At 58.5% G+C, this 24,388-nt stretch carries 22 protein-coding genes; 10 read left to right on the forward strand and 12 right to left on the reverse strand.

Annotated features, from left to right (window positions below):
• Positions 1-57: 57 nt before the first annotated feature.
• Entirely contained in the window at positions 58-1,509 is a 1,452-nt protein-coding gene (locus CPPEL_RS09360; protein ID WP_123960878.1) for a PucR family transcriptional regulator, read from the forward strand.
• A gap of 14 nt (positions 1,510-1,523) precedes the next feature.
• Here the strand turns inward: CPPEL_RS09360 and CPPEL_RS09365 are convergent, their stop codons facing one another.
• The 3 genes from CPPEL_RS09365 to CPPEL_RS09375 are packed head-to-tail and all read right to left on the reverse strand — an operon-like array spanning position 1,524 to position 3,972.
• Entirely contained in the window at positions 1,524-1,826 is a 303-nt protein-coding gene (locus CPPEL_RS09365) for a hypothetical protein (RefSeq protein WP_123960880.1), read from the reverse strand.
• On the reverse strand, positions 1,823-3,397 hold the full coding sequence (locus CPPEL_RS09370) for a glycerol-3-phosphate dehydrogenase/oxidase (protein ID WP_123960882.1): 1,575 nt from the start codon (positions 3,395-3,397) through the stop codon (positions 1,823-1,825). Before CPPEL_RS09370 ends, CPPEL_RS09365 begins: the two co-directional genes overlap by 4 nt.
• A complete protein-coding gene (locus tag CPPEL_RS09375; RefSeq protein WP_123960883.1) occupies positions 3,394-3,972 on the reverse strand; it encodes a TetR/AcrR family transcriptional regulator in 579 nt (192 codons plus the stop codon). The genes CPPEL_RS09370 and CPPEL_RS09375 overlap by 4 nt, the downstream gene beginning before the upstream one ends.
• A gap of 226 nt (positions 3,973-4,198) precedes the next feature.
• Between CPPEL_RS09375 and CPPEL_RS09380 the strand changes: the two genes are divergently transcribed.
• Together CPPEL_RS09380 and CPPEL_RS09385 are read left to right on the forward strand one after the other, a co-directional pair.
• Positions 4,199-5,785 (forward strand): FAD-binding oxidoreductase, encoded by a 1,587-nt coding sequence (locus tag CPPEL_RS09380; protein WP_123960884.1) that lies wholly within the window; start codon positions 4,199-4,201, stop codon positions 5,783-5,785.
• Positions 5,782-6,705 (forward strand): diacylglycerol kinase, encoded by a 924-nt coding sequence (locus tag CPPEL_RS09385; RefSeq protein ID WP_123960886.1) that lies wholly within the window; start codon positions 5,782-5,784, stop codon positions 6,703-6,705. The genes CPPEL_RS09380 and CPPEL_RS09385 overlap by 4 nt, the downstream gene beginning before the upstream one ends.
• Positions 6,706-6,770: 65 nt before the next feature.
• Here the strand turns inward: CPPEL_RS09385 and CPPEL_RS09390 are convergent, their stop codons facing one another.
• The 6 genes from CPPEL_RS09390 to CPPEL_RS11345 all read right to left on the reverse strand — a co-directional run bounded on the left by CPPEL_RS09390 (position 6,771) and on the right by CPPEL_RS11345 (position 11,273).
• Complete coding sequence (locus CPPEL_RS09390; protein ID WP_123960887.1) at positions 6,771-8,696, reverse strand: YhgE/Pip domain-containing protein; 1,926 nt, start codon at positions 8,694-8,696, stop codon at positions 6,771-6,773.
• Positions 8,697-9,127: 431 nt separating this feature from the next.
• The gene (gene panD / locus CPPEL_RS09395) at positions 9,128-9,541 is read right to left on the reverse strand and encodes an aspartate 1-decarboxylase (protein WP_123960889.1); all 414 of its coding nucleotides are present in this window, start codon (positions 9,539-9,541) and stop codon (positions 9,128-9,130) included.
• Between the two features lie 163 nt (positions 9,542-9,704).
• The gene (gene rplE / locus CPPEL_RS09400) at positions 9,705-10,268 is read right to left on the reverse strand and encodes a 50S ribosomal protein L5 (protein WP_123960890.1); all 564 of its coding nucleotides are present in this window, start codon (positions 10,266-10,268) and stop codon (positions 9,705-9,707) included.
• Between the two features lie 2 nt (positions 10,269-10,270).
• The gene (rplX, locus tag CPPEL_RS09405; RefSeq protein ID WP_123960892.1) at positions 10,271-10,585 is read right to left on the reverse strand and encodes a 50S ribosomal protein L24; all 315 of its coding nucleotides are present in this window, start codon (positions 10,583-10,585) and stop codon (positions 10,271-10,273) included.
• Positions 10,586-10,587: 2 nt separating this feature from the next.
• On the reverse strand, positions 10,588-10,956 hold the full coding sequence (gene rplN, locus CPPEL_RS09410) for a 50S ribosomal protein L14 (protein WP_123960894.1): 369 nt from the start codon (positions 10,954-10,956) through the stop codon (positions 10,588-10,590).
• Positions 10,957-11,138: 182 nt separating this feature from the next.
• Positions 11,139-11,273 (reverse strand): hypothetical protein, encoded by a 135-nt coding sequence (locus tag CPPEL_RS11345; protein ID WP_281270484.1) that lies wholly within the window; start codon positions 11,271-11,273, stop codon positions 11,139-11,141.
• 46 nt (positions 11,274-11,319) lie between these two features.
• On the opposite strand from CPPEL_RS11345, the gene CPPEL_RS09415 reads away from it, so the two are divergent.
• The 7 genes from CPPEL_RS09415 to CPPEL_RS09445 all read left to right on the forward strand — a co-directional run bounded on the left by CPPEL_RS09415 (position 11,320) and on the right by CPPEL_RS09445 (position 21,391).
• The gene (locus tag CPPEL_RS09415; RefSeq protein ID WP_123960896.1) at positions 11,320-12,069 is read left to right on the forward strand and encodes an SDR family oxidoreductase; all 750 of its coding nucleotides are present in this window, start codon (positions 11,320-11,322) and stop codon (positions 12,067-12,069) included.
• 81 nt (positions 12,070-12,150) lie between these two features.
• Positions 12,151-12,822, forward strand: coding sequence for an isochorismatase family protein (locus CPPEL_RS09420; RefSeq protein ID WP_123960897.1), 672 nt, complete (start codon positions 12,151-12,153; stop codon positions 12,820-12,822).
• Positions 12,819-14,033 (forward strand): isochorismate synthase, encoded by a 1,215-nt coding sequence (locus CPPEL_RS09425; protein ID WP_123960899.1) that lies wholly within the window; start codon positions 12,819-12,821, stop codon positions 14,031-14,033. Before CPPEL_RS09420 ends, CPPEL_RS09425 begins: the two co-directional genes overlap by 4 nt.
• Before the next feature lie 41 nt (positions 14,034-14,074).
• Positions 14,075-15,727, forward strand: coding sequence for a (2,3-dihydroxybenzoyl)adenylate synthase (locus CPPEL_RS09430; protein ID WP_123961301.1), 1,653 nt, complete (start codon positions 14,075-14,077; stop codon positions 15,725-15,727).
• 47 nt (positions 15,728-15,774) lie between these two features.
• On the forward strand, positions 15,775-16,014 hold the full coding sequence (locus tag CPPEL_RS09435; protein WP_123960900.1) for a phosphopantetheine-binding protein: 240 nt from the start codon (positions 15,775-15,777) through the stop codon (positions 16,012-16,014).
• Complete coding sequence (locus CPPEL_RS09440; RefSeq protein WP_123960901.1) at positions 16,014-17,354, forward strand: alpha/beta hydrolase; 1,341 nt, start codon at positions 16,014-16,016, stop codon at positions 17,352-17,354. Before CPPEL_RS09435 ends, CPPEL_RS09440 begins: the two co-directional genes overlap by 1 nt.
• Complete coding sequence (locus tag CPPEL_RS09445) at positions 17,351-21,391, forward strand: non-ribosomal peptide synthetase (RefSeq protein ID WP_123960902.1); 4,041 nt, start codon at positions 17,351-17,353, stop codon at positions 21,389-21,391. The genes CPPEL_RS09440 and CPPEL_RS09445 overlap by 4 nt, the downstream gene beginning before the upstream one ends.
• A 77-nt stretch (positions 21,392-21,468) precedes the next feature.
• On the opposite strand, the gene CPPEL_RS09450 is transcribed toward CPPEL_RS09445, so the two are convergent.
• Genes CPPEL_RS09450 through CPPEL_RS09460 form a run of 3 tightly spaced genes read right to left on the reverse strand, consistent with a single transcriptional unit; the run spans position 21,469 to position 24,373 of the window.
• Positions 21,469-22,311, reverse strand: a complete 843-nt coding sequence (locus CPPEL_RS09450) for an ABC transporter ATP-binding protein (protein WP_123960903.1) — start codon at positions 22,309-22,311, stop codon at positions 21,469-21,471.
• Positions 22,311-23,363 carry a FecCD family ABC transporter permease gene (locus CPPEL_RS09455; protein ID WP_123960904.1) on the reverse strand — a complete coding sequence of 351 codons (1,053 nt, stop codon included), beginning with the start codon at positions 23,361-23,363 and terminating at the stop codon, positions 22,311-22,313. The genes CPPEL_RS09450 and CPPEL_RS09455 overlap by 1 nt, the downstream gene beginning before the upstream one ends.
• Positions 23,360-24,373, reverse strand: coding sequence for a FecCD family ABC transporter permease (locus CPPEL_RS09460; RefSeq protein WP_123960905.1), 1,014 nt, complete (start codon positions 24,371-24,373; stop codon positions 23,360-23,362). The genes CPPEL_RS09455 and CPPEL_RS09460 overlap by 4 nt, the downstream gene beginning before the upstream one ends.
• Between the last annotated feature and the right edge of the window lie 15 nt (positions 24,374-24,388).

Consider the following 24,388-nt stretch of genomic DNA (forward strand, 5'->3'; position numbering starts at 1 on the left):
TAAGGACAACTTTAGGAATCTTTTTATCCACACTGTCTACTGCTTATTGGGAAGATCTTGGAAACTTCTTTTATTAACTTGCAGTGGCTGCTTAGCCAACAACAGCTCAACCTGCAGCTTCACTGCGATTCGGAACAAGAAATCCACGTGGTACAACCCACCGAGCTGCTCGACCCAACCCCCTTCCTCCAACCCAACGCCCTCGTGCTTTTGGTGGGCCTGGCCTTTGAACATCACCCCGAACACTTCAGCGCCTATGTAGCCAACCTCGCCCAACACCGCGTGAGCGCAATCGGCTTTGGCACGGGATTGGTATTTGAGCAGGTGCCCGAGGCCTTAATCCAGGCAGCCCAACGCGAAGGCATCGGGCTATTCGAGGTGCCCAGAGATACCCCCTTTGTTTCAATCAGCAGCTTGATTGCTAGGGAATTTCGCCACCGAGCCACCAGCCAGCAGCGCGCGCTTTATGCCTCTCAAACCGCGCTGCAGCACGCGGCCATGCAAGAAGGCCTTCAGGGTGTGATGCTCAAACTGGCCCAAAGCCTCAATTTGGCCGCGGTCCTTCGCGATAGTGATCAGCGCATCCTTGCCCAGGCTGATCCGCGAGGAGTGCGATCCTCTGATACCGCCTTGCGCATGGTTCAGCATCGCCTCACCCCCATCGGCGATCGAGCCATTGAGCTTGCCACCTACCGCGAAACAGCGCTGAATAGTTTTGATCGCGCCATGATTAAGCAGGCATGCAGGCTGTGCGATTTGCTCTTGCAGCGCCCCGAGCAACTCAGAGCAGCGCGCAGCATGCTCAATGAATTGGCCTTAAAAGTGTTACTTGGGCAAACCACCGACCCAAGCTCTTTAGATGCAATTTTTAATCGCATTGCCGATGGCTCAGGGCGCGTGCGCCCCGTGCTGATCCACTCCAATGATCCTCAACAAATTGCCAAAGCACTAAGCACCGTGGATCAGGAATTACGCCTGGTAGAACGCGAATTATGCACTGTGAGTTTTGGCGAAGACGCAGCACTCGTGCTCTTTCGCGGCAATCGCAGCGCAAAGAATATCCTCACGCTTTTTCGCGAACACACCCAAAAACTACGCATCGGTATCGATGTGGAACAACCGTGGGCAGAAATTACTAAAGAATCGCTCTACCACCTGCTCACCTCGGTGCGAGCTTTAAAGCTGGGGGAACACTTCAGCGCCCAAACCAATAGGATGCTGTGGACCCAAGACCCAGCCGTGCGCGCCGCCTTGGATTTTCGAGCCCAAGAAACCATCGAGCGGCTCAAGGTATATGACCAGCAAAACCGCACCGAGCTCTACCGCACCCTGGCGGTGTACCTCCAGCAGGGCAATTCCATTGCCAGGGCCGCAGAGGTGCTCGGCATTCACCGCCACACCGTGCGCACCCGCGTGGGCTTAGCAGCGCAGGTATGCGAGGCCGATCTTTCAGATCCGGTCAGTTGCGCAGAATTGCTCCTGCTGGTGATTAGCCGGCAGGAGCATTAATTACAAAGGCGGTGCTAGTTGCTGATCTTGATGGTGGTGGCCTGATCGGGGGTCACACCAGCAATGGCACTGGCAGCCTGGATACCACTGAGGCGGTGGAATTCTAGTGGCGCAGGGACTCCGGCTGCCTGGTGGGCGGCCTCAAGCCCTACGGCCTTTTCGCTGCTGCTTGGAGCATCTTTATGTGAAGAAGACGTCCTTGCAATGGCAAATTGGATCACTCGGGCTACTGCACCGGGGTGTTGCACCTGTGCCCAGGCCAGCCCGCGGCCGATGAATTTACGCCCTACCCGATCGGCGACGTTGCGCTTGCTCATGACTGGTTCTCCTTGATGTATTCGAGCATCTGCTCCACGATCTCTGTTACTTCTTGCTCCGCTGCATCGCGGTCACGCTGGACCAGGCCAATGCGGGTACGACGATCCAGTACGTCATCGGCATTCAGCGCACCTTCGTGGCTGATAGCAAAGGCCACTTCTGCACGGGTGATATCGAGGCCTGCGACCTTATCCAGGGGGCGCTCAATTGCTGCCTGCGCTGCGGCTACTACCTTCGGGGATTCATAGCCATAGCGCTGCACCATGGTTTCTGGCAGGCCGGCTAAATCGGCTCCATTGACCCTCAAGCTGCCGGGGTGGGTGGGAGCACCCACATAGGGAAGGTTGGTGGTGCGGCAGGATCCAGCGCGCATGCCCTTGCGCTTGAGCACTTCGTCGATGGCTTCTTCTGCCATGAGTCGGAATTCGGTGTACTTGCCGCCAACGATGGAGATCAGGCCATTGGAGGCCTCGATGGTGCTGTGGCGACGCGAAAGATCTGCGGTGGAACCGCCCTCGCCGGTATCGATCAGCGGGCGCAGACCGGTAAATGCACCGATCACATCACTGCGCTGCAGCTTGGTGCCAAGGCCGTGGTTGATGGCCTCGAGGATGAAGTCGATGTCTTCTTCCGGGGTATCTGGCACATCGGGGATTGGGCCTGGGGTGTCTTCGTCGGTCAGCCCGATAAAGACGCGGCCATACTGCTGCGGCACCAAGAACACGTAGCGCGAGATGGAACCAGGCAGCGGCACAGTAAGCGCACCGGTGGGATTGCCCAGGGTTGCTGCATCCACCACGAGGTGCGTGCCGCGCGATGGGCGCACGCGGATATCTTCATCCACCGTGCCTGCCCACACACCAGTTGCGTTGATTACGGCCTTGGCGCGGACGCGAAGATCACGCCCACCAATGGCATCGTGGAATTCCACGGCCGTGCCTTCGGCGTGGGTGACCTCGGTGTAGTTGAGGATCCTTGCGCCCTCGCCTGCTGCGGTGCGGGCAACGGCGGCCACGATGCGGGCATCGTCAACCATTTGGCCGTCGTAGTTGACCCAGGATCCGCGCAGATCGTCTTGCAGGGCGGTGGGGCACATCTGCAGCGTTTCTTGCTTATTGGCATAACGAGAACGCGGCAGGATCTTCGAGCTGGTGCCCGCTGCGATGCGCAACATATCGCCTGCAATAAAGCCCAGGCGCATGGCTACTTTTTGCACCAGGTTGGTATCGCTGGCAAGCAGGGCCACCTGCGGGAGTGCGCGGATGAGGTGCGGGGCGTTGTGTTCCATGAGCAAGCCGCGCTCTTTGGCGGAGTGCATGGCAATGCCTACCTCAAGTTTGGTCAGGTAGCGCAGGCCACCGTGCGCCAGCTTGGAGGACCACCGCGAGGTGCCGAAGCCGAAGTCGCGGCGTTCAAGCAGCACGGTGTTTAATCCGCGGGAGGTGGCGTCGAGGGCAATACCCACGCCGGTGATGCCACCACCGATGACGATGAGGTCGATATCATCGGGATCGCTGGCAAGGTAGTCCAGGTCAGCTTCCCGGCGCACGGCGTTGAGTGCGGTGTTCATGGCAGTAGATACCCTTCTAGCATGACTTGTAGTTCTTGATCCCAGGTGCTGCCTGAGCGTTGGGCTCGCAGTACGGGGTCGAAAATTCTGGCGCTGATAGCAAAGTGCTGCAGCACCGAACAGCACATCGTGGCTGCGGCGTGGGGGTCGCGGTGGCAGATGGTGTGTGGGGCGTTGCGTTGGATCTGGGCGATCTTTCGCTCAAGCGCACCGATGATGCGCACCTGTGATTCTCCAAGGCGTCGAAAAAAGTAGGTGCCAAGCAGCTCCGGTTGCTCTTCGACGATTGCCTTGACCACTTCATTGCTTGCCACCGCGCGGGCGGCATCCATGAGCGCTTCGACGAAGCCGCTGCCCGTGTCCGGCAGGCGCTTGCCCTCGGCGACGACGGTGAGCAACTCATGGGTGAGAAGTTTGCTGATGAGCGCGTCTTTTCCACTAAAACGCGCATAGAGCGTGGGGCGCGAAATCTTCGCTCCCCGAGCAACCGAAGACATGGTGGTACGACGAATGCCCATCTGCACTACTTGGGTGCGTGCGGCGAGCATGATCGCCTCGTCTACATCGGTGCTCATGCCTCAATTGTGGCCGTTAGGGAGGCGGGGGTGTCAAGGAATTGCGCTTTACATCATTGATACTGGCGCTAGAAAAGCTCCCATTTTCGCTGGCTAGAAGCGCTTAAGAAATTTTTTGGCAACTTTACACACCCCGGTTTTTGGCCCCATTTTCAGCTCCTACCCCCTTCCCGAGCTTTTGGGGCGCTTGTAGCTTGAAAGTATGAACGCATTGCCACTCCCTCCCATGTCATTTTCCATTTGGGGCTCGGAGCAAGAAGCCAAGCCCCTGAGCAAAAGCCTGCAATCGCTCGTGGGCAAAGTGGTAGGAAATACCACCCCGCGCCCTGCCCCCGAACTCGCCGAGGTCAAGATCAGCGAATGCGCCCTGGATGCGGCACAGCTTGAAGCTCTCGAAGCAATCTGTGGTGCAGGCTATGTCTCCACCGAACGCGAACAGCGCATCCCCCGCGCACGCGGCAAGTCCTACTTTGACCTGCTGGATTGGCGCGTAGACCAGGTCATCGATGTACCCGATGCCGTGGTGGCGCCAAAGAGCAATGAGCAGGTGCTGGAATTGCTGCAGTGGGCGTCGAAAAGCTCTGTGGCCGTTGTCCCCTTCGGCGGCGGCACCTCGGTGGTTGGCGGTGTTTCCCCGCTGCGCGGCCGCTTCAATGCGGTGATCAGCCTGGATCTCACCCGCTTTGATGCCATCGAAGATGTGGATTCCATCAGCGGCGAAGCCACCTTGGGCGCCGGCATGTCCGGCCCACAGGCAGAAATCGCGCTGGCCAAATATGGCTTGCAGCTTGGCCACTTCCCCCAATCCTTCCCCTACGCCACCATCGGCGGCTTTGCCGCAACCCGCTCCTCTGGCCAGAACTCTGCAGGCTATGGGCGTTTTGATGAGATGGTCGCTTCCATGGAAGTGGTCACCCCTCAAGGCATCATGACGGTGGGCGACGCAGCGCCTGCTTCTGCAGCAGGTCCTGACCTCAAGGAGCTGTTCATGGGCTCCGAGGGCACCTTCGGCATCATCACCAAGGTGCGCCTGAAGGTACACGCGATCCCCGAGGCCAAGGCCTATGAAGCATTCGTCTTCCCCGACTTTGCTAGCGGTGTGGCCGCAGTTCGCGCCGTTGAGCAGCACAAGACCGGCCCGACGGTGATCAGGCTTTCCGACGAAATCGAATCGGCAACCAACCTCACCTCCACCGATGCCATTGGCGAGCAAGAATCCGCAGCACCGCATGGCTGCCTGTGCCTGACCATGTATGAAGGCACCCGCGAGCACGTTGCCTCTCGCCACGAAGAAACCCGCAACCTCCTGCTGGAAATGGGTGGCACCTCCTTGGGTGAGGCACCTGTGCGCAAGTGGGAGAAGGGACGCTTTGGCGCCCCGGTGCTTCGCGACGCCCTCCTGGATGCAGGCGTGCTGTGCGAAACCTTCGAAACTGCCACCACCTGGTCTAATGTGCCGAATCTAAAAAAGGCGATTACCGCCGCTGTAACCGAGGCCTTGGGCGAAGGGAACTCGGTGGCACTGGTGCTCTGCCACGTTTCTCACGTATATGCCAATGGCTGCTCTTTGTACTTCACCATCCTGGGTGCCCAGGATGAGGCCCCCATTGAGCAGTGGCGCCACGCAAAGCTTTCTATTCTTCGTGCCATTACTGAGCACAACGGAACCATCACCCACCACCACGCCGTGGGCACCGATCACGCAGACTTCATGCAGCAGGAAGTAGGCCAGCTTGGCCTGGGCATCCTGCGGGCTGTGAAGGATCACCTCGACCCACAGGGCGTGCTCAACCCAGGAAAGCTCCTGCCATGAACGACATCAAGATTGCCAAGCGCGAGATCAACAAAATCGCGCTGTTGACCAACCCTGCTGCCGGTAAAGGCCTGGCCAAGCACAAAAGCAACCGCGCCGAAGCACGTTTTCACCAGCTCGGCGTGGATGTGATCAGCATTGCTGGCTCAAGCCCCGAGAATTCTGCAGAGCTTGCCAAAGAGGCACTCGAATCCGGTGTGGATGCACTGGTGGTTTGCGGCGGCGATGGTCTGATTAACTTAGCCCTGCAAGCCCAGGCCAACACTGATACCCCCTTGGGCATCATCCCCGCCGGCACTGGCAATGACCACGCCCGCGAATACGGCATCCCGCTGGATCCCGAGCGCGCCGCCGAAGTGGTTGTAGAAGGCGTAAGCGTGCGCACCGATCTAGGCAAGATGCGCACCGATGATGGCCACGAGCGCTACTTTGGCACCTGTGTTACCCAAGGCTTCGACTCGATCGTGACCGAGCGTGCGAACACCATTTCTTGGCCCAAGGGTTCTGCACGCTATGTGGCAGCCATCGTGTTGGAGTTCTTGCACTTCCACTCCATCCCCTGCCGGATCTTCCTCGACGATGAACTCGTGGTGGATGAGCCCATTACCCTAGCGGCGGTGGGCAATACCCGCTCCTATGGCGGCGGCATGCAAATCTGCCCGGATGCTCGCCACAACGATGGCCTGCTGGATCTCACGGTGCTTGGCCGCATGAATCGCTATAACGTGGCCAGGAAGTTCCCCAAGATCTACACCGGCAATATCCGTGGCGAAGAAGGCTTGAGCCAGTACCGCGCCAAGAAGATCCGCATTGAGATGCCCGATATGCCCGTCTATGCCGATGGCGACCGCTTTGATGTGCTGCCCATCGAATACACGGTAGAAGAACATGCAGGGCTCTACCTGATCCCTAGGCCATAGCGCTTTTAAGCCCAACAACAAAGCGGCTGCACCTTGAAGGTGCAGCCGCTTTCTGAGCTAGCAGGCTAGGAATTCACCAGCTCGCCGGTATCTTCATCGGCAGTTTGTGCATGCGCTGCCGCGGCGCGCTCTTGCGCCTGGCGCAGCCGGCGGTTGAGCACGAATACCGAGATGGAAAGGCAGACGATGGTCAGCACCACCAGCAGTAGTGCCGCGCCATAGTAGGAGCTATCAATATCACCTTCCACACCTGCGATAAAGAGCTGGCGAGCGTAGGTCATGGGGTGAATATCGTGCAAGAGGCGCAGCGGCTTCGGGGTGAGCTGGATTGGCCACACGCCACCGAAGCTGAATACACCGTAGGCGAAGAATCCCAGCGCCAAGGTGCCGCCGATCAGCCGGCCAAAGGCCACGCGAAGCATCTGGAAGAAGGCCGTGGCATTGGTGGCCAAAATGACCACGCCGATGGCAAAGGCCGCGCGGTGCAGCACCGAGAAGCCAAGCTGAGCACCAGCCCACACCAGCAAGAACAGCAGCACAGTGTTGATGGCCGAGCAGATGGCAAAGCCGCCGAGCACCTGCCTAATGGGCTTGCGCTTGCGATCGCAGCCAAGGATATGCGGCGCCAACATGCTCACCAGCACCATGAACAGAAAGCCGAAGACGAGGATCAAGATGAAGGTCACGCCACCGGAGAGCTGCTTGGAGGTGGGGTCGTTGAGATCTTCAAGGGTTTGCACCGGGTGCTGATAATCCTGGGAGTAGGCAACTGGCATGGCCAATTGGCGCGAAGAAGCAGGAATATCGGTGATCTGTGGTGCTTGCGCGGAGCCTTCTACCAGGCCAGTGCGCAATTGGGTCGTGCCGTCTTTGAGCTGGCGCACGCCGTCGTCAAGCTGATAGGTGCCATCGAGCATCTGGCCCATGCCCTCGTCGAGTTCCACAGTGCCTGCGGCAAGCTGCGAGGTGCCGTCTTTGAGTTGGAGCATGCCACCGAGGTATTCAGCAGAGGGGCTGTTGAGCTGGCGGCTCATCTCGGCGGTGCCGTCTTTGAGCATTTGTAGCTGGTTGGCAACGCCTTGGGGGCTGGAATTGCTCAAGGTATCCACGATGCCCTGGAGGCGATCAGCTTCCTGGTTGAGCTGCAGTTGGCGCAGCACCTGGATCATGGGGCGGATCTGATCGGCTGCGGCACCTGCTTGGCGGGCAAGGGGGATCAGTTGATCGGTTAGTTGGCCAACGCCTGCATCGATTTGGGCGGCGCCGTCGCCGAGTTGGCGGGTGCCGTCGAGAAGCTGGCTTACGCCATCATCGACCTGGCCTGCGCCGTCGCGAACCTGCTCGGTGCCATCTTTGAGTTGGTGTGCACCATCAATGCCTTGTTCGGTGCCGTCTTTGAGCATGCCGGCGCCATCGTCGAGCTGCACGGCGCCATCGGCTGCCTCTTTCAAACCGGCACCAAGTTGGTTCATGCCGTCGAGAATTTCTTGGCCATAACCTTCGGTGATACCGGCCTGGATGCCCGCCTGGATGCCTGGGATCAAACCGGAGGTCAGCAGCGGGGTGTTGGTGCCATAGTGATCGTTATAGGAGATGATCACATCTGCCTGGCTGGGCTTTTCGTCGATCACCGTGGCGATGTTGCGCGAGAAATCCTGGGGGATGGAAATGGTGGCGATATATTCGCCATCGCGCATGCCCTTGCCGGCTTGATCGGTGGAGACGGCCTCAACGTTGAGGTAGCTGGTATCGAGCAGACCTTTTTCAATGTCCTTGCCAAAGTTGACCTTCTGGCCATCTTGGGTCACGCCTTTATCCTCGTTGACCACGGCAATTTTGACTTCGTCGAGGTAGTGGGAGGGATCCCACATCGACCACATCCAGGCCGCGGCCACCAACAGCGGTGCCACCAGCACCATCACCACGGCGGAGCGGATCGCGATGCGACGCTTACGTGAATACAGCGGGGGTTTGCTTCGGGAGGAAAACATAGGGTTCGACCTTCACAGCTCAAGTAGACCCGATAAGAGGGCTTGACAACCTGGAGCTTTTCGACGCACCAGCGCACTCGCTCGCACCGAATGCCGCGCCACTTGCCCAGATTCTTAAGTACAGAACACGCCCATAGCGTATTGACCCTAAAGCCTCTGGCCTAGGGCTAGTTATCTGGGCAATAGTGTTCACAAAACCCAGGGTATTGTTCACCGCCATGTGGGATAAGGGGTGCTTTACACCAAAGGTATAGAGGGGATAAAAAAGCAGCGTTATTTTGGGTTTATTGCTGCATTTTGCACGCTCAACCGCAGGCTTATCCCCTACCCCCATTTCCCCCTCACACCTTTACACCTTCCGGGGGCACCAAGTGGGTTTTTGTTTGGCTTTTCACCGCTTTCCACCCCCGGAATATGCTAGGGCTGCGCACTCAGTGCGGTGTGCGGGGGTTAGACAATCCCGAACCTGCTGGAGCATCTGCTGGATCATGACCCAACTCCACCTGCTGGTTACGATCATTAACAAACACCACCTTGGGTGCGTACTGCTCTAGTTCCTCGGAATTGAAGATCCCGTAACCGATAATGATGACGAGGTCACCGGGGCTAATCAATCGTGCGGCAGCGCCATTGATACTGATAATCCCGGAACCACGCTCGCCGCTAATCGCGTAGGTGCTCAGCCTATTGCCATTATCAATATCGACGATGTCGATCTTTTCGCATTCGAGAATGTCGGCGGCGTCCATGAGGTCTGCGTCAATGGTGCAGGATCCCACGTAGTGCAGGTCTGCCTGGGTGACGGTAGCCCGGTGAATTTTCGATTTCAGCATGGTGCGTAACACGAAGCTGAACATTAGCGGCACAACTGAGCACGAAAGAAATTGGCTGCATAATAGCTATGTTTGCGCGCCCTTCAACTACGCCTATTCAGGCGTTGAGCTTTCGGGCAAAAGAAAAGACCCCGCACCAGGCGGGGTCTTAAGCTCTTTTAAAGCAACGAAGCTTTTACTTCTCGTTCTTCTTGAAGGGGAAGCCGAGCTCGCGCAGCAGGGCGCGGCCTTCTTCGTTGTTGGTGGCGGTGGTAACCACGGTGATGTCCATACCGCGGGGACGATCCACCTTGTCTACGTCGATTTCGTAGAACATGGTCTGCTCGGTCAGGCCGAAGGTGTAGTTGCCGTGGCCGTCGAACTGCTGGTCAGACAGACCGCGGAAGTCGCGAATACGCGGCAGAGCCACGGTGAGCAGACGGTCGAGGAATTCCCACATGCGGTCGCCACGCAGGGTGACGCGAGCACCGATGGGCATGCCTTCACGCAGCTTGAAGTTCGCGATGGACTTCTTGGCGCGACGCAGCTCGGGCTTCTGACCGGTGATGAGGGTGAGATCCTCAAGAGCGCCGTTGATGAGCTTGGAGTCGCGGGCAGCGTCGCCCACACCCATGTTCACAACAACCTTGGTAATACCGGGGATCTGCATGACGTTCTCGTAGGAGAATTCGTCGTTGAGCTTGGTGCGGATCTCTTCGCGGTAGCGGGTCTTAAGACGGGGAGTGTAGTTCTCGCTCATGGTTAGATGTCCTTCCCGGTACGACGCGAGATACGGACCTTCTTGCCGTTCTCATCGAAGCGGTAGCCCACGCGGGTGGGGGTGCCCTCGGCGTCGAGGAGCATCACGTTGGAAACGTGGATCTTCGACTCTTGGGTCACGATGCCGCCGGACTCAGCACCGCGCTCGGGTGCGGAGTTAGCGACGTGCTTCTTGATGCGCTTCACGCCCTCAACGAGAACCTTGTCCTCCTTGGGGAACGCCTGGATAACCTTGCCCTTGGCGCCCTTGTCGGGGCCAGAGATCACGAGGACCATATCGCCTTTACGGATTTTCATCCTTAGATCACCTCCGGTGCGAGCGAAACGATCTTCATGAACTTCTTATCGCGAAGCTCACGAGCCACGGGGCCGAAGATACGGGTACCGCGGGGCTCATTGTCGTTCTTGATGATCACGGCAGCGTTCTCATCGAAACGAATGTAGGAGCCGTCCGGACGACGGGTTTCCTTTTTCGCACGAACGATTACGGCCTTAACAACCTCGCCGGCCTTGACGTTGCCGCCGGGGGTTGCTTCCTTCACGGTAGCGACAATGGTGTCGCCGATACCAGCGAAGCGTCGGGTGGAGCCACCGAGTACGCGGATGCACAGAATTTCACGTGCACCAGTGTTATCGGCAACCCGCAGACGCGATTCTTGCTGAATCACTATGGGTCTCCTTGACCTGGATACATGCGCGGCAGATTTCCGTCCTGACGCGCGCGGTCTCGCTTGCATTTGCTCTGCAATCCCACCGAAGTGACGACGGACCTTTAAGGCCGAAGGGTCTCGCATTCACCGCTCGGAAACGCACGGCTAAGCGACCTATTACAGGCAACCCGAGTATTTAATCACTCATGGCCGGGCTTTTCAAGTTCTGCCACCGCCAACACCTTGCAGGCTAAGCCCCAGGCAGGCATCGAGGTGTTCACAGAGCACACCGTGCAGTGCAGGCGCATCGGCTTGGCGTTCATTTTGGCCGCCACGGACGGCTACCTACTGCCAGATTGATAGATAGGCTAGCCTTACCTTATGGCTTTGAAGCACTCTGAGGATTTAGAACACCGCGGCCACTGTCTTATCACCGGCGCCAAGGGCGGTATTGGGCAGGCCACCTGCGATTTGCTGCTTGAGCACGGCTATAGCGTGTCGCGGTGGGATCTACCAGAAGTAGATGTGAGCGACCCGGAATCTATTGCCCATCACCTCCAAGCACTGCCGGCACCTGTGGATTACCTCATCCACACCGCCGGAGTGCTACGCCCCGATAGCGCCTTGCAGCCCGATTGGGACGCGATCCGGCAAAGCGTGGCCATCAACCTCGAAGGCGTGATCGCCACATGTTCTCCGATTGCCCAACAAATGGCCGCACGCAAACGAGGTGCCATCGTGGTGGTGACCTCCAATGCCGCAGCGGTACCGAGAAGCGGCATGGCCGCCTATGGAGCATCAAAGGCTGCCGCAAAAAGCTGGGTCCACACCCTTGGCCTTGAGCTCGCCCCCTATGGGGTTCGCTGCAATACCGTCTCCCCCGGCTCCACCGACACACCAATGCTTCGCGGCATGTGGCATGAGCCCAGCGATACCGAAACCCAGCTCAAGCAGCGCCACCAGGAGGTGATTGCAGGCAACCCCGAGGCTTATCGCCTAGGCATTCCGCTGCAGCGAGTCGCCACCCCGGAAGACATCGCGCAGGCATGCCTTTGGCTCATTAGCCCGCAATCTCGGCACATCACCATGCATGACCTGCGAGTAGATGGCGGGGCTACCCTAGACGCTTAGGTTAGGCTATCTTCAGTTACACCGATGAGGCATGTCGGACAACGCCCTGAACACAACCCAGAAAGATTCGAGTAAAACACCATGCCCATTCCCGCGATTGCTCCCTACCCCTTGAGCTCAAGCGAGCCGCTGGCACTGTTGAGCACCCCCAATACCGCCGAGCACTGGAACATCGACCTCAACCGCTGCGCACTGCTGGTCCACGACATGCAGAACTACTTCATTGAGGCATACGACCGAAACCAAGCCCCCATGGCAACCGTGCTGCCAAATATCCAAGCACTCATCTCGGCTGCCGACGATGCGGAAGTTCCAGTGTTTTACTCCGTGCAGCCACCCGAACAAAAGACTGCTCGCCGCGGGCTTCTTAGCGATTTCTGGGGCAAAGGCATGCAAACTACCCAGGATGCTCAGGTTGTAGAAGAGCTCACCCCACTGCCGCACCACCACCTGCTTACGAAGTGGCGCTATAGCGCTTTTGAGCGCACCGACCTGCGCCAAGCACTCGCATTTGAAGGCCGCGATCAACTCATCATCACCGGCGTCTATGGCCACATGGGCTGCCAAGTCAGCGCCGTCGATGCGTTTATGAACGACATCCAACCCTTCCTCGTGGCAGACGGCATTGCAGATTTCTCTGCAGAAGATCACCAGCGCACCCTTAATTGGGTAGCAGCCCGCTGCGGCAAGGTGGTTGCTGCAAACGAAGCGCTCAACGCCCTGCAAGCACGCACCCACGAGGTGCGCCTGTGAACCATAGCCACAGCACTGCCCAGCACCCCTCGGCCATCTTTAGCTCCGCCACCGAGACGCTTCAAGCAACTGGCATCGCTCAAACATTTTCCAGCGTGAGCGCGGCCGCCCAAGCCTTGCACACTCAGGCCGTGGAGATCATCGTGGGCGCTTTGCCCTTCCACGAAGCAGATCCAGTGTGCTTGTTTAGGCCGAAGCGCCATAGCATTCGCCAACAGCCACTCACGCTTTCAAGCCCTGCTCTTGGGCCATCAGAACACGATGCTGCGGTATCAATCAGCTTTAATCACAACAGCGGGGAGCACCATGGGCGAGTCGCGCGCATGGTGGAGCAACTCAAACAAGGCATCGCGCAAAAAGTGGTGCTTTCACGCCAGATGCGTGTGGATATCGCCTCTGGTGAATACGCAGACCTTGTTGCCGATCCCCTGTGGCTGCTGGGGCGTTTCCTTCAAGGCAGCGCCACAGGCGATGGCCACCTGCTCCGCCTTGATGCCGCTGGCAAGCGATATCAAGGTGCGTATTTTGTGGGCAGCAGCCCTGAGCTGCTCATTGCAAAACGCGGGCGCTATATCGAATCCTTCCCCTTGGCTGGCACGATCGCCAGAAGTGCTGATCCGGTGCAAGACCAAGCTCGGGCAACTGAACTGCAGCTTTCGGCCAAAGATCTTCACGAACATGCCTTTGTTACACACGACATTGCTGAAACACTCGGGCCTTTATGTACCCGCCTAGATATTCCAGCGCGCCCATCGATTAGTGCTACCAGCCATACCTGGCACCTTGGCACCAAAATCACCGGCGAATTGCGCGATGATGCGATCAGCAGCCTGGAACTTGCCGCATTGCTGCACCCCACGCCCGCAGTTTCTGGCTATCCGCAGCCCGAAGCGCGCCACATCCTAAGCGAGGAAGAACCCGAACGCGGCTTTTATGCCGGCGCGGTGGGTTGGTCCGATGCCCAAGGCAATGGCCAATGGCGAGTGGGAATTCGAAGCGCAACAATGCTGCCACCAACGATGGATCCTGCAAGCAACGCCTCAGAGCACCTTCGCATTCTTGCCAGTGCTGGCGGTGGCATCGTGCAGCATTCCGATCCAGCAGCAGAGGTGCAAGAAACGCAAAGCAAATTCGGCCCCCTTATCCAGGCACTGAGCCTAAGCCCCAGCCTTATTAAGGCCGCCGAATATGAATTGGAGCTGCAACGATGACGCACCACACCACTTACCCCCAAGCCATTCCCACGGTAGCGATGCCTGCTCCAGGCAGCTTGTATCCAGCCAGTGTCGAACAAGCCTATCGCCAGGCAGGCTATTGGACGGATGAGACATTTGCCGAGTTCCTCGACGATGCGGCTTCGCGCTTTGGCACCCAAGAGGCAGTGGTGGCCAACCGCCTTGATGGCCAACAAATCCGCCTGAGCTATCAGGAGCTCAACCGAGCCGCGGCACAAAGAGCAAAGCAGTTGCTCAACGTAGGGATTCGCCCTGGGGATCGGGTGATCGTGCAATTGCCCAATGTGCTGGAATACCTCATCGAGGTATTCGCGCTGTGGCGCATGGCGGCGGTGCCGGTGTTCGCACTCCCTGCCCACCGAAGAAGCGAGATCGAACATTTCATTCGCTCAGCCGGTGCACGAGGGCTGAGCACCTGCCAACAACACGCAGGCTTTTCGCATCAAGCCTTAGCAGCCGAGCTGCAACGCGACTATCCGGACTTAATTGTGCTGCTCCACGGCGACGATGCGGGCGATACAACACAGCCACCTTCCTCCACTGCATCTGCTGGGCTCGAGGCCGTGGATCTGCCAGCCTCTCATGCGCTTGCCATGTTGCAGGTATCCGGCGGCACCACCGGTGTGCCAAAGCTGATTCCTAGAAGCCACGCAGACTACCTCTATTCTGTGCGCGAGTCGGCCGAGATTTGCAAGCTCAACACCGCCACACGGTTTTTGGTGGCATTGCCTGCAAGCCACAACTTCACTATGTCTTCGCCCGGCATCTTAGGTGTGCTCTATGCCGGTGGCACGGTGGTGTTTTGCACTGATCCTTCGCCAAGCACGGTGGGTGCGCTGATTGAGGCTGAAGCCATCACCATGACTGCGGCTGTGCCACCGCTAGCGATGGCGTGGATGAATATCCTTCCGGCCTTGGGCTGTGATCTTTCAAGCCTGGAGGTGCTGCAGGTAGGTGGTGCAAAATTTACCCCGCAGGCAGCAAGCCGTGTGGCTGAGACCTTGCAGTGCCAATTGCAGCAGGTATTTGGCATGGCAGAAGGCTTGGTTAATTACACCCGCTTAGATGATCCGCACGAGGTATGCATCCACACCCAAGGCCGCCCAATCAGCCCCGCCGATGAAGTCTTGGTGGTTGACGATCACGGCCAGGAGGTTCCTGCTGGGCAGCGAGGGCATCTGCTTACTCGCGGCCCCTACACCATCCGCGGCTATTTGGGCGGGGTGGATGCCAGCAGCTTTAACGAGGAAGGTTTTTATCGCACCGGCGATATTGTCCGCCGCCGCGAGGATGGTTATCTGGTGGTAGAAGGCAGAGATAAAGATCAGATCCATCGCGGGGGCGAGAAGATCTCCGCTGAGGAAATTGAAGATCACCTCCTTGCCCACAGCCTGGTCAAAGACGCCGCCTTAGTGGCTATCCCAGATGCCTATTTGGGTGAAAGAAGCTGCGCCTTCGTCTTAGTTGCCGAAGATATTGCCGGCGATAGCAGCCAGCACCGCAGCAATGCCGAGGCATTAAGAGCACACCTGAAAGCCCGTGGCTTAGCGGCGTATAAGATCCCGGACGATTTTCGCTTCGTGCGCCAATTCCCCGTTACTGGCGTGGGAAAGATTAGCCGTAAGCAACTCCGCAGAGCGCTTGCCGACACCCTCGATGCATCGCAGTAAAACTCAAGCCCTTGAGCCATTTTTAACGTTTAGGAGCCTAGAAAAACATGAATGACACCTCACCCCAAGCACTCCAGCAGGATCGTATTGTGGCCGACATTGCCACAATGTTGCAGATTGAAGCAGCCGAGCTGGATTTAGACGCATTGCTCAGCGAGCAGGGCTTGGATTCTTTAAGGATGATCACCCTGATTGAAAGCTGGCGAGCAGCAGGCGCCGATATTGATTTTCACCGCATGATGGCGCTGCCTACCGCACGCGAGTGGATCGCGGAGTTGAACGCCTAATGGCAGAGGCTTCCACCCATCCTTCGAGCGTGTACCGATCCTGGTTGGCCAGGGGTTTTGCTGATGAAGACGAGCTTTGCGCCTTGGGGGATAAAGATCCGAAGCGTTGCGAGCAAGTCGTTGATGCGCTGGTGTGCCTGGGCACTCCCCTGCACGAGCAAGGCAGCAATCGCTACACCTTCCTGTTTCAGCTCCCGGAGGACACCCCCGCTGATCAGGCAAGTGTGCATCTTTTTCTCAATCGGATCACCGATAAAGATAATTATGCACAAGGTGTCATGCACCATGTTCCCGGCACACGCTGGTGGGTGCGCACACTTATATTGCCCCCAAGCTATCAGGGCTCGTATGGCTTCCGCACCGGCAATGGCGGCGATGGCCCCACACGCCACCACGCCGCCCACGGCACCGAGGGACACCTGCTCGACCCCCACTCCCCACGCCCGGCACTTGCCCAACAAGGACCACGGGGTCTATCGCATTTTGCCGGCCAGGCAGCACCGACGCCGCAATTTTTCCCCCCAGTACCCGGCGCCCAAGCACGCTGCCTTGAAGGCCATCGGCTGCACCCTGGCCACCTCTTTGAGGCAAGCGCCGAGCTTTTAGGCCAAAGGCCGGTATTTTTGTGGGTTCCAGCACCAGGGCTTTCCACTGACAAGCCGTTGCCCACCGTGGTGCTTTTCGACGCCGACTCGTGGTTCCGCCGCTTCAACCTCGCAGACGCCCTAGATGCAGCCTGTTCAGCAGGGGTGCTGCCCCCTTGTGCCGTTATTGGCGTTGGTGTGAATGACATCCCCGACCGACGCCGCGTGCTCGGCGGCAATGATGATTTTGCCCAAGCAGTCATCCCCTGGGCGCAGCGCTGGGCGCAGGAGGTGCTCGATAAGCAAGAAAGCCCGAATACCCTAGCCCAGCAACCATTGGTGGTAGCCGGCCAAAGCCTCGGCGGCATCTTGGCCTTGCGCTGTGCACAACTTTTCCCAGAGCACATCGCTGCCGCGGTAGCACAGTCACCTTCTATGTGGTGGGCACCGGGTGAAAACGCTACGCCGAGTGCATTGGGCAGCAGGGTGGTTGATTGGATCAGTGAGCAATACGCCCTTGCTGCACCGAAGCATCATGTACCACTGTTGCTGGCCGTGGGTGCACGAGAAACTCCCCTGCTGCCGAGGGTGCTGCTGTTGAGCCTTACCGCCCAACGCGCTGGCTGGCCGTGCACCGTAGCTGTAGAAGATGGCGGCCACGATTATTGCTGGTGGCGCGAAAACCTCATCGAATTACTGGCCCAAGCCCTAGGCAACAACAATCAACATGCACCCGGAAAGGCAACACTACTGTGAAGCGTTTGCTCAACGCCGGCCAGCAGGCACATTGGTTTATCAATGCCACCACCCCTGAGCAATGCCAATGCGCCGAGCTGGTAATCCTTCGCCCCACCAAGGATGCCGCTGGCACTTATCACAGCGTGGATAGCGACACCCTCACACGCGCCATCGAGCACTGCACGAGGGAGGTACCGGAGTTTTCTGCAAGCTTTTTCACCGAAGCACAGCAGCCGGTGATGAGCATTCCCGACCAGCCTGTGACCCATAAAGTGCAGGTGCTTGATCCCCGCACCTTAGAAGCCCAGGGGCTAAGCGATACTTCCACAGAAGCGCTTGCGCGTTGGGCACATCACCTGGTGGATCAAGCCCCTGCATCTACCCAAAAGATCAGCGGGACAGGGCTCATCCATCATGTAGTAGCTAGCATCCCGCATCAGGCTCAATCCCACACGACTGTGTGGGTGATGCGCGTGCATCATATTGTGGCCGATGGATTTGCGGTCAATGCCTTTATTGCTTGGGTGGCGCGCTGCTATACCGCCTTGATCCAGGAGCAGGCCCTGCCGCCAAGCCCGTTTAGCCAAGCATCTGCCACAAAGGATGAGCTATTTAGCACCGAATGCGCGCAATATTGGCGCGCACAATCATTGCCTGTGGATCCACCTTCGCTCATAGCCCACACCCACGGCTCCAAGCGACCACATAGCCTGAGCGCCCAGACGCATATTACTGCCGAAACCCGTGCCGCGTTGCGCAAGATCGCAGCAGCAAGTGGTGCCACAGAACTCGATATCGCTTGCACGCTCATTGCTCACTACACCGCTGCAATGACGCATGCAGAACACATCACACTGGGCTTGCCCATGATGCATCGCCCCTTTGGCCAACAAACAATAGCGATGAGCCCTGTAGCAAGCGTGCTGCCCATCGCGCTTGACTGCCCTGTGCAGGCACCGGGGATAGCTCCGAAGTTAGAAGAAAGCATCGCCAGTGTGGCACAACAACTCGGTCAGGCTCGCGCGCATGCGTCGATCAGGTTAGAAGATATCCGCAGGCTCCATGGGCTCAGCGATCCCTCACGCAGGCTGCTTGGCCCATCGATCAATATCCGCCCCTTTACCCCCAGCTATTCCTTTGCTGGTGTGAAATGCGAAATTCGCACACTCAGTGCAGGACCTGTGGTTGATGCCGAATGGGTCTTACAATCTGCCCCCAATGGCGGCTGGGATTGCCTCTTGCTTGCCCACGGCAGCACAAAAGATCAAGAGATGATCGAGGCTCATGCCAACCGCATGGCAGAGTTCTTTGCACAAGCATCCAGGCTCAGCCCAACACAGCGGCTTTCAGATATCAGCATCGCAACTGAAACAGAACAGCAACAGTGCATCGAGGTGTTTAATCGCACCCAACACGTGCTGCCCTGGGACTCCACCACCACGCTGAGCCACTTGCTGCACCAACAGCGTGCGGCAGCGCTGCATGCAACACCTGATGGTGCCGCGCCACTGTTATATTTTGCGCAACAGGAACTTCCGTCAGATCAAGCCTGGGGCGTGATCACCACCATTGCCAATAAGATGCACGACCTGGGGGTTCGCAGTGGCGATATGGTGGCGCTCGGGTTGCCGCGCAGTGCGTCGTTAAGCTTAAGCATTGCCGCAGTACTTCTGCTGGGAGCCCAGTGGGTGCCGGTGGACCCCACCTTGCCCGAAGCGCGCAGAGCCTACATGCTCGAACGCACGCAACCTCGTCTGCTAGTGATTCCAGATACCGACGTGTGGGATGCTTTCGATGCCTCTTCGGTGGGCATCAAGGCGACGTTGCGGCTTTCTTCCACCGATATCCGCGCAGGGCAGCAACCAAGCTTTGAGCAACCCGCCTGGTTGGCAGACCTTGAGCTGCCCAAGCCCGAACACACCGCCTATGTGCTGTTTACCTCCGGCTCTACCGGCAAACCGAAGGCTGTTGCCGTGCCGCATCGCGGTGTGCTCAATCGCCTGGTATGGATGGTGGAGTACTACCAGATCAGCAGAGAAGCCCAGGCCTGCATTATGCAGAAAACGCCGAGCTCCTTTGATGTTTCTGTGTGGGAACTGCTCTTGCCGTTTAGCCACGACGTACCCTGCGCGATCTTGCCCGAGCAACTACACCTCGACCCAGTAGCTGTTGCAGAACATATCAATAGCGCCGGTGTCACCCACTGCCACTTTGTGCCCAGTGCCCTGGGGGCGTTTCTTAATAGCCAACGCGACTCAGACATTGATCTCGATTGCCTCAAACATGTCATCACCTCCGGGGAAGCCTTGGATGCAGGCCTGGCCCATGCCACTGCCAGCACCTTTGATGTGCAGGTACACAACCTCTATGGGCCTACCGAGGCATCTATTGACGTCACCGCCCACACCGTGAGGCCCGAAGATCGCGTGATTCCCATTGGCAAACCAGTGTGGAATACCCGCACCTATGTGCTCGATCCTTGGCAACAAGCCGTGCCGGTGGGCGCACGCGGGATGCTCTACCTGGCCGGAGTGCAACTTGCCAACGGCTACCTGGGGCAACCAGAGCTCACGGCACAGCAATTTGTTGAAGATCCTTTTGCACCCGCAGGCCAAGAGAACCGCAGGATGTATCGCACCGGTGATCTTGCCTCGTGGCGCGCCGATGGATCGCTGCTCTACCACGGCAGAAGCGATGGCCAAGTCAAGCTACGCGGGCAACGCCTCGAACTTGGAGAAGTCAGCGCGACCATGCAACACGTTTCCGGCGTAGCCCAGGCCGTGGCCGTGGTACACGAAGGCAGCAGGCTTCTAGGCTATGCAATCCCAAGCGATGCACACGCCGATGAGCAAGCACTCATCCACGCCATACGCCAAGCCTGCACAGCAGCGCTGCCCAGTTATATGGTGCCAAGTGCGATCATCTTGCTGGAACGTTTCCCCATGACCCTAAACGGCAAGCTCGACACCAAGGCGCTGCCGCTGCCCGAGGTGGAACACCAAGGCAGTGCTGAGCTTTCCAAGGATCCATACACAGCCCAGGTGCAACAGGCCTTTGCCGAGGTGCTGAACTTAGGAGTTGTTGGAACAGAAGATAACTTCTTTGATTTAGGTGGCACCTCCCTTGAGGCCATCGCTTTAGCTAATGCGCTTGGAACAAAGGTGCGCGTAGCCGATGTTTTTGCAGCTCCCAGCGTTGATGCGCTGGCCAATGCACTGCGCCAGCTCGACGCCGAACAACCAAGCAACAACGCAGGAACCGCGCGCTGGTTAAGCCTGCGAGCCCACCGTGAAGGCATCCCCGTGATCTGCCTTTACCCCGCCGGCGGGCTGGGCTGGTCCTATGCGGGCTTAGTAGCCCAACTTGATCCTGGCCGAGGTGTGTATGCATGCCAGGCACCCGGAGTGGACGGAACAAGCCCACGGCCAGCCACGTTGGCTGAAGCTGCCAAGATCGCAGCCGAAGACATTGCACAGATGTGCACCACATTAGGTGTCACTGACGTTGATGTAGTGGGATGGTCTGTAGGCGGAGTGCTTGCCCATGAGGTTGCTGCCTGCGCCCCATCCTTTGGCTTTCAGTGCCGCCGAGTGCTCCTTTTAGATGCCTACCCAGCAGAAGCCTGGGCGGCGCTGCCTGCACCAACAGAGATTGAAAAGCTCCAAGGCATTGCCACCATGGCAGGATGCGATCCTGCTGTGCTTGATACCCAAGACCCACAACGCGCACGCGCGCAATTGCGAGAGGCATTAAGCAACAGCGGCGGACCTTTTGCGCACCTGCCAAGTGAGGTGCTGGCCGAGGTAAGTGAAGTAGTAGGCCACAACGCGAGGTTGATGCGCGAACACCGCAGCAGCTATTACCCAGGCAGCATCGACCTCTTCCAAGCCACCGTGGCAGCAACCTCGAAGCCGCAGGGGGAAGCAGAGGCGGTGCGGGATCCTCAGTTGTGGGAAGCACACACCGCCGAACTGCGCATCCATCCGCTTGGCATCAGCCACCCCGAGATGGTGCATCCTGCCACCTTGGCTAGGGTCGCGGCGCTGCTTGCTTAGCCCCCCCCCCGGCGCTCGCCGCGGAGTTGCTGCCGCTAGCCGCGGAGTTGCTGGCGCTAGCCGCGGTGTTGCTGGCGTTAGCCGCGGGGGTGCGGAACCAAGATGGGGCGGCTGGTGCGCGGGTCGAGCACTAAATCGCAGTCCACGTCGTAGACCTCGGACACCAACTCTGGGGTCACCACCTCATCAACGCGCCCGGCTGCGAAAACGCGGCCTTGCTTCATCACAATCAAATCGGTGGCATAACGAAACGCCAAAGAAAGCTCATGGAGCACCGCTACTACCGTTTTGCCCGAGCGTTGCAGCTCCTGCGCAACGTCGAGCACCTGAAGCTGGTGGGTGATATCCAGATAGGTGGTTGGCTCGTCAAGCAGCACAATCGGTGTTTGTTGCGCCAGCACCAAGGCCAGCCACACTCGTTGGCGCTGCCCACCGGAAAGCTCTTGTACAACCCTGCCGCGAAGGTTGTCTACGCCTGCCTGCACCATCGCGGCTTCCACGGCAGCCTCATCGGCTTGTGACCATTGGCGGACAATCCCCTGGTGGGGATAGCGCCCACGGCCAACCAGATCTTCTACCACGATAGATTCTGGTGTGAGTGGCGATTGGGGTAGAAAGCTCATGGTGCGGGCAAGCTCTTTGGTGCCATAAGCGTCAAGGGGTCGGCCGTGAATATCGATTTGCCCAGAGGCCACTGGCAATAAGCGAGCCATGGTTTTTAACAGGGTGGATTTACCGCAGGCATTCGGCCCAACAATCACGGTGAAGGTGCCGGGGCGGATATCGACGTTGACGGAGTGCAGAATCTCTTTCGCCCGCGCTGCCCTGCCGTAACCTGCAACAAGGTCGCGCACTGCGATGGCTGCTTGATCTTGGGGTGCTGCAACGCTTGCTTCGGCATTGCTGTGATGAGTAGGCATCACTGAGACCTCCTGCTTTGATAAATCAACAGCCACACCAAGTACACGCCGCCAAGGGTGCCGGTGACTGCGCCAACGGGCAATTGTGTAGGAGCAAACAGGCGCTGGGCGGCGATGTCTGAACCCAGCACCAACACCGCACCGCACAAACCTGATGCGATCATTTCGCATTCGCCAGAGCGGGCAAGCCGCTTGGCAATCTGTGGTGCCGCCAAGGCAACGAAGGCCACAGGGCCTGCGATGGCCACAGCCGCTGCGATCAGGGCGACGCCAATGGCAACCAATTGGCTGCGACGTGTCCGAACTTTCACGCCAACGCTGGTGGCGATGTCGTCTCCACTGCTAAGCGTGTTCAGCGGCCGGCTCAACATGAGCGCTAGGGGCAATAGCAGCACAATGGCGATCACATATAGCCGCATGGAATCGAAGCTCACGGCATTAAGCGTGCCTGCAAGCCACAGCGCAGCGGTTTGAGCACTCGCCAGCGAAGCCCGCACGATTAGCAGGGAGTTCACCGCGTGCAGGATGGCTGAAACACCAATGCCTACCAGCACCAAGCGGATTCCGCCTACGCCCACGGTGGAGTCATAGGACAATCCATATACCACCAGGGCGGTGACCAAGCCGCCGCACAATGCGCCTACGGCCACCCCTGCTGGTGTGGCAGAAAAGACGATGATTTGTAGCAGCGCACCGGTGGCGGCACCGGTGCTAAAGCCGATCACATCTGGGCTGCCCAGGGGGTTATCGGAAAGGGATTGAAAGATCGTGCCGGATACACCTAGGGCAGCACCAACAATGATGGCCGCGAGCACGCGGGGTGCACGTTGTTGTTGGACAAAGAAATTGGCCAGGCGGTCTTGGGAGTTACCAGCAAGCGCGCGAAGCGCCTCTGCAATAGTCATGTGATATTCGCCGGTGACCAACGCGAAGGCACCCAGGGCACAGATGAGCACCGCGAGGATGAGCGCCACCAGGGCGCTTCTTGGTGCGATGCGCAAGGTGATTGGGCGACGCGAAGATCCAAAGGAGATGGTATTGAATTGGCTCATATAGCGCTCACTTTCGATCGACGCACCAAGGCGACAAAAATTGGGCCACCGATGATGGCAGACATCAAACCCACCTCGATTTCATTGGGCATGACCACCACTCGTGCGAGGACGTCTGCAAGCAATAAAAACGAGGGCGCACCAAGAGCCGAGAGCGCAACAATCCAACGCCAATCTGCACCGGCGATGGTGCGCGCGGCATAAGGCACTGCCAGGCCAACGAACATGATCGGGCCTACTGCCGCGGTGGCGGCACCGGCGAGCAGCGTGACAGCACACATCACCAGCGCTCGCACCAATCCAAGGCGCACGCCAAGGGCGGTGGAGGTGGCGTCGCCAAGCGCCATGGCATTCAGCGCTGGAGTAATGGCGAAGGCGAAGATGAGCCCAAGGAAGATAAAGCCGATCACGGTGAACAGCACCGAAAATCCTCGGCCTTGGGCGGAACCTGCGGCCCAAAAGCGGAACTCGTTGAATGCCTGTTGGTTGGTCAGGATGATGACCTGCACAATCGCCTGGATGGCCATGCTTACCGCCACACCAGCGAGCGCCAAACGCGAAGGATTTGGCGGGCCTCCTGCGGTACCGATGCTCGCGGTGGTGGTGGTGCCAATGATGTAGACCGCCACCGCCGCAAGTGCTGCACCGACGAATGAGAACCACACATAAAAACTGATGGTGGATATCCCAAACACCGCCACCGCAGCCACGACCGCAAGGGAAGCACCTGCATTGACACCTAAGATGCCCGGATCGGCCAAAGGGTTGCGGGTGAGCGCCTGCATGAGCGCACCCGCAGTTCCCAACGCAGCACCCACGGCAATCAGCAGCAAGGTTCGTGGCCAGCGCTGTTGGGTGACTACCACCGACTCAAAGGAGCCGTCTGGATGCCACAGCGATTGCCACACCGTGCGAAAGGCAATGAGGTTGGAGCCTATGGCCATAGACAATCCCGTGCTCAGCAGCACTAGCAATAGCAGCGCTAGTACTGCCACGGTATTTTTTCTCACTTACACCACACCTGG

Source organism: Corynebacterium pseudopelargi (assembly GCF_003814005.1).
Classification (GTDB): domain Bacteria; phylum Actinomycetota; class Actinomycetes; order Mycobacteriales; family Mycobacteriaceae; genus Corynebacterium; species Corynebacterium pseudopelargi.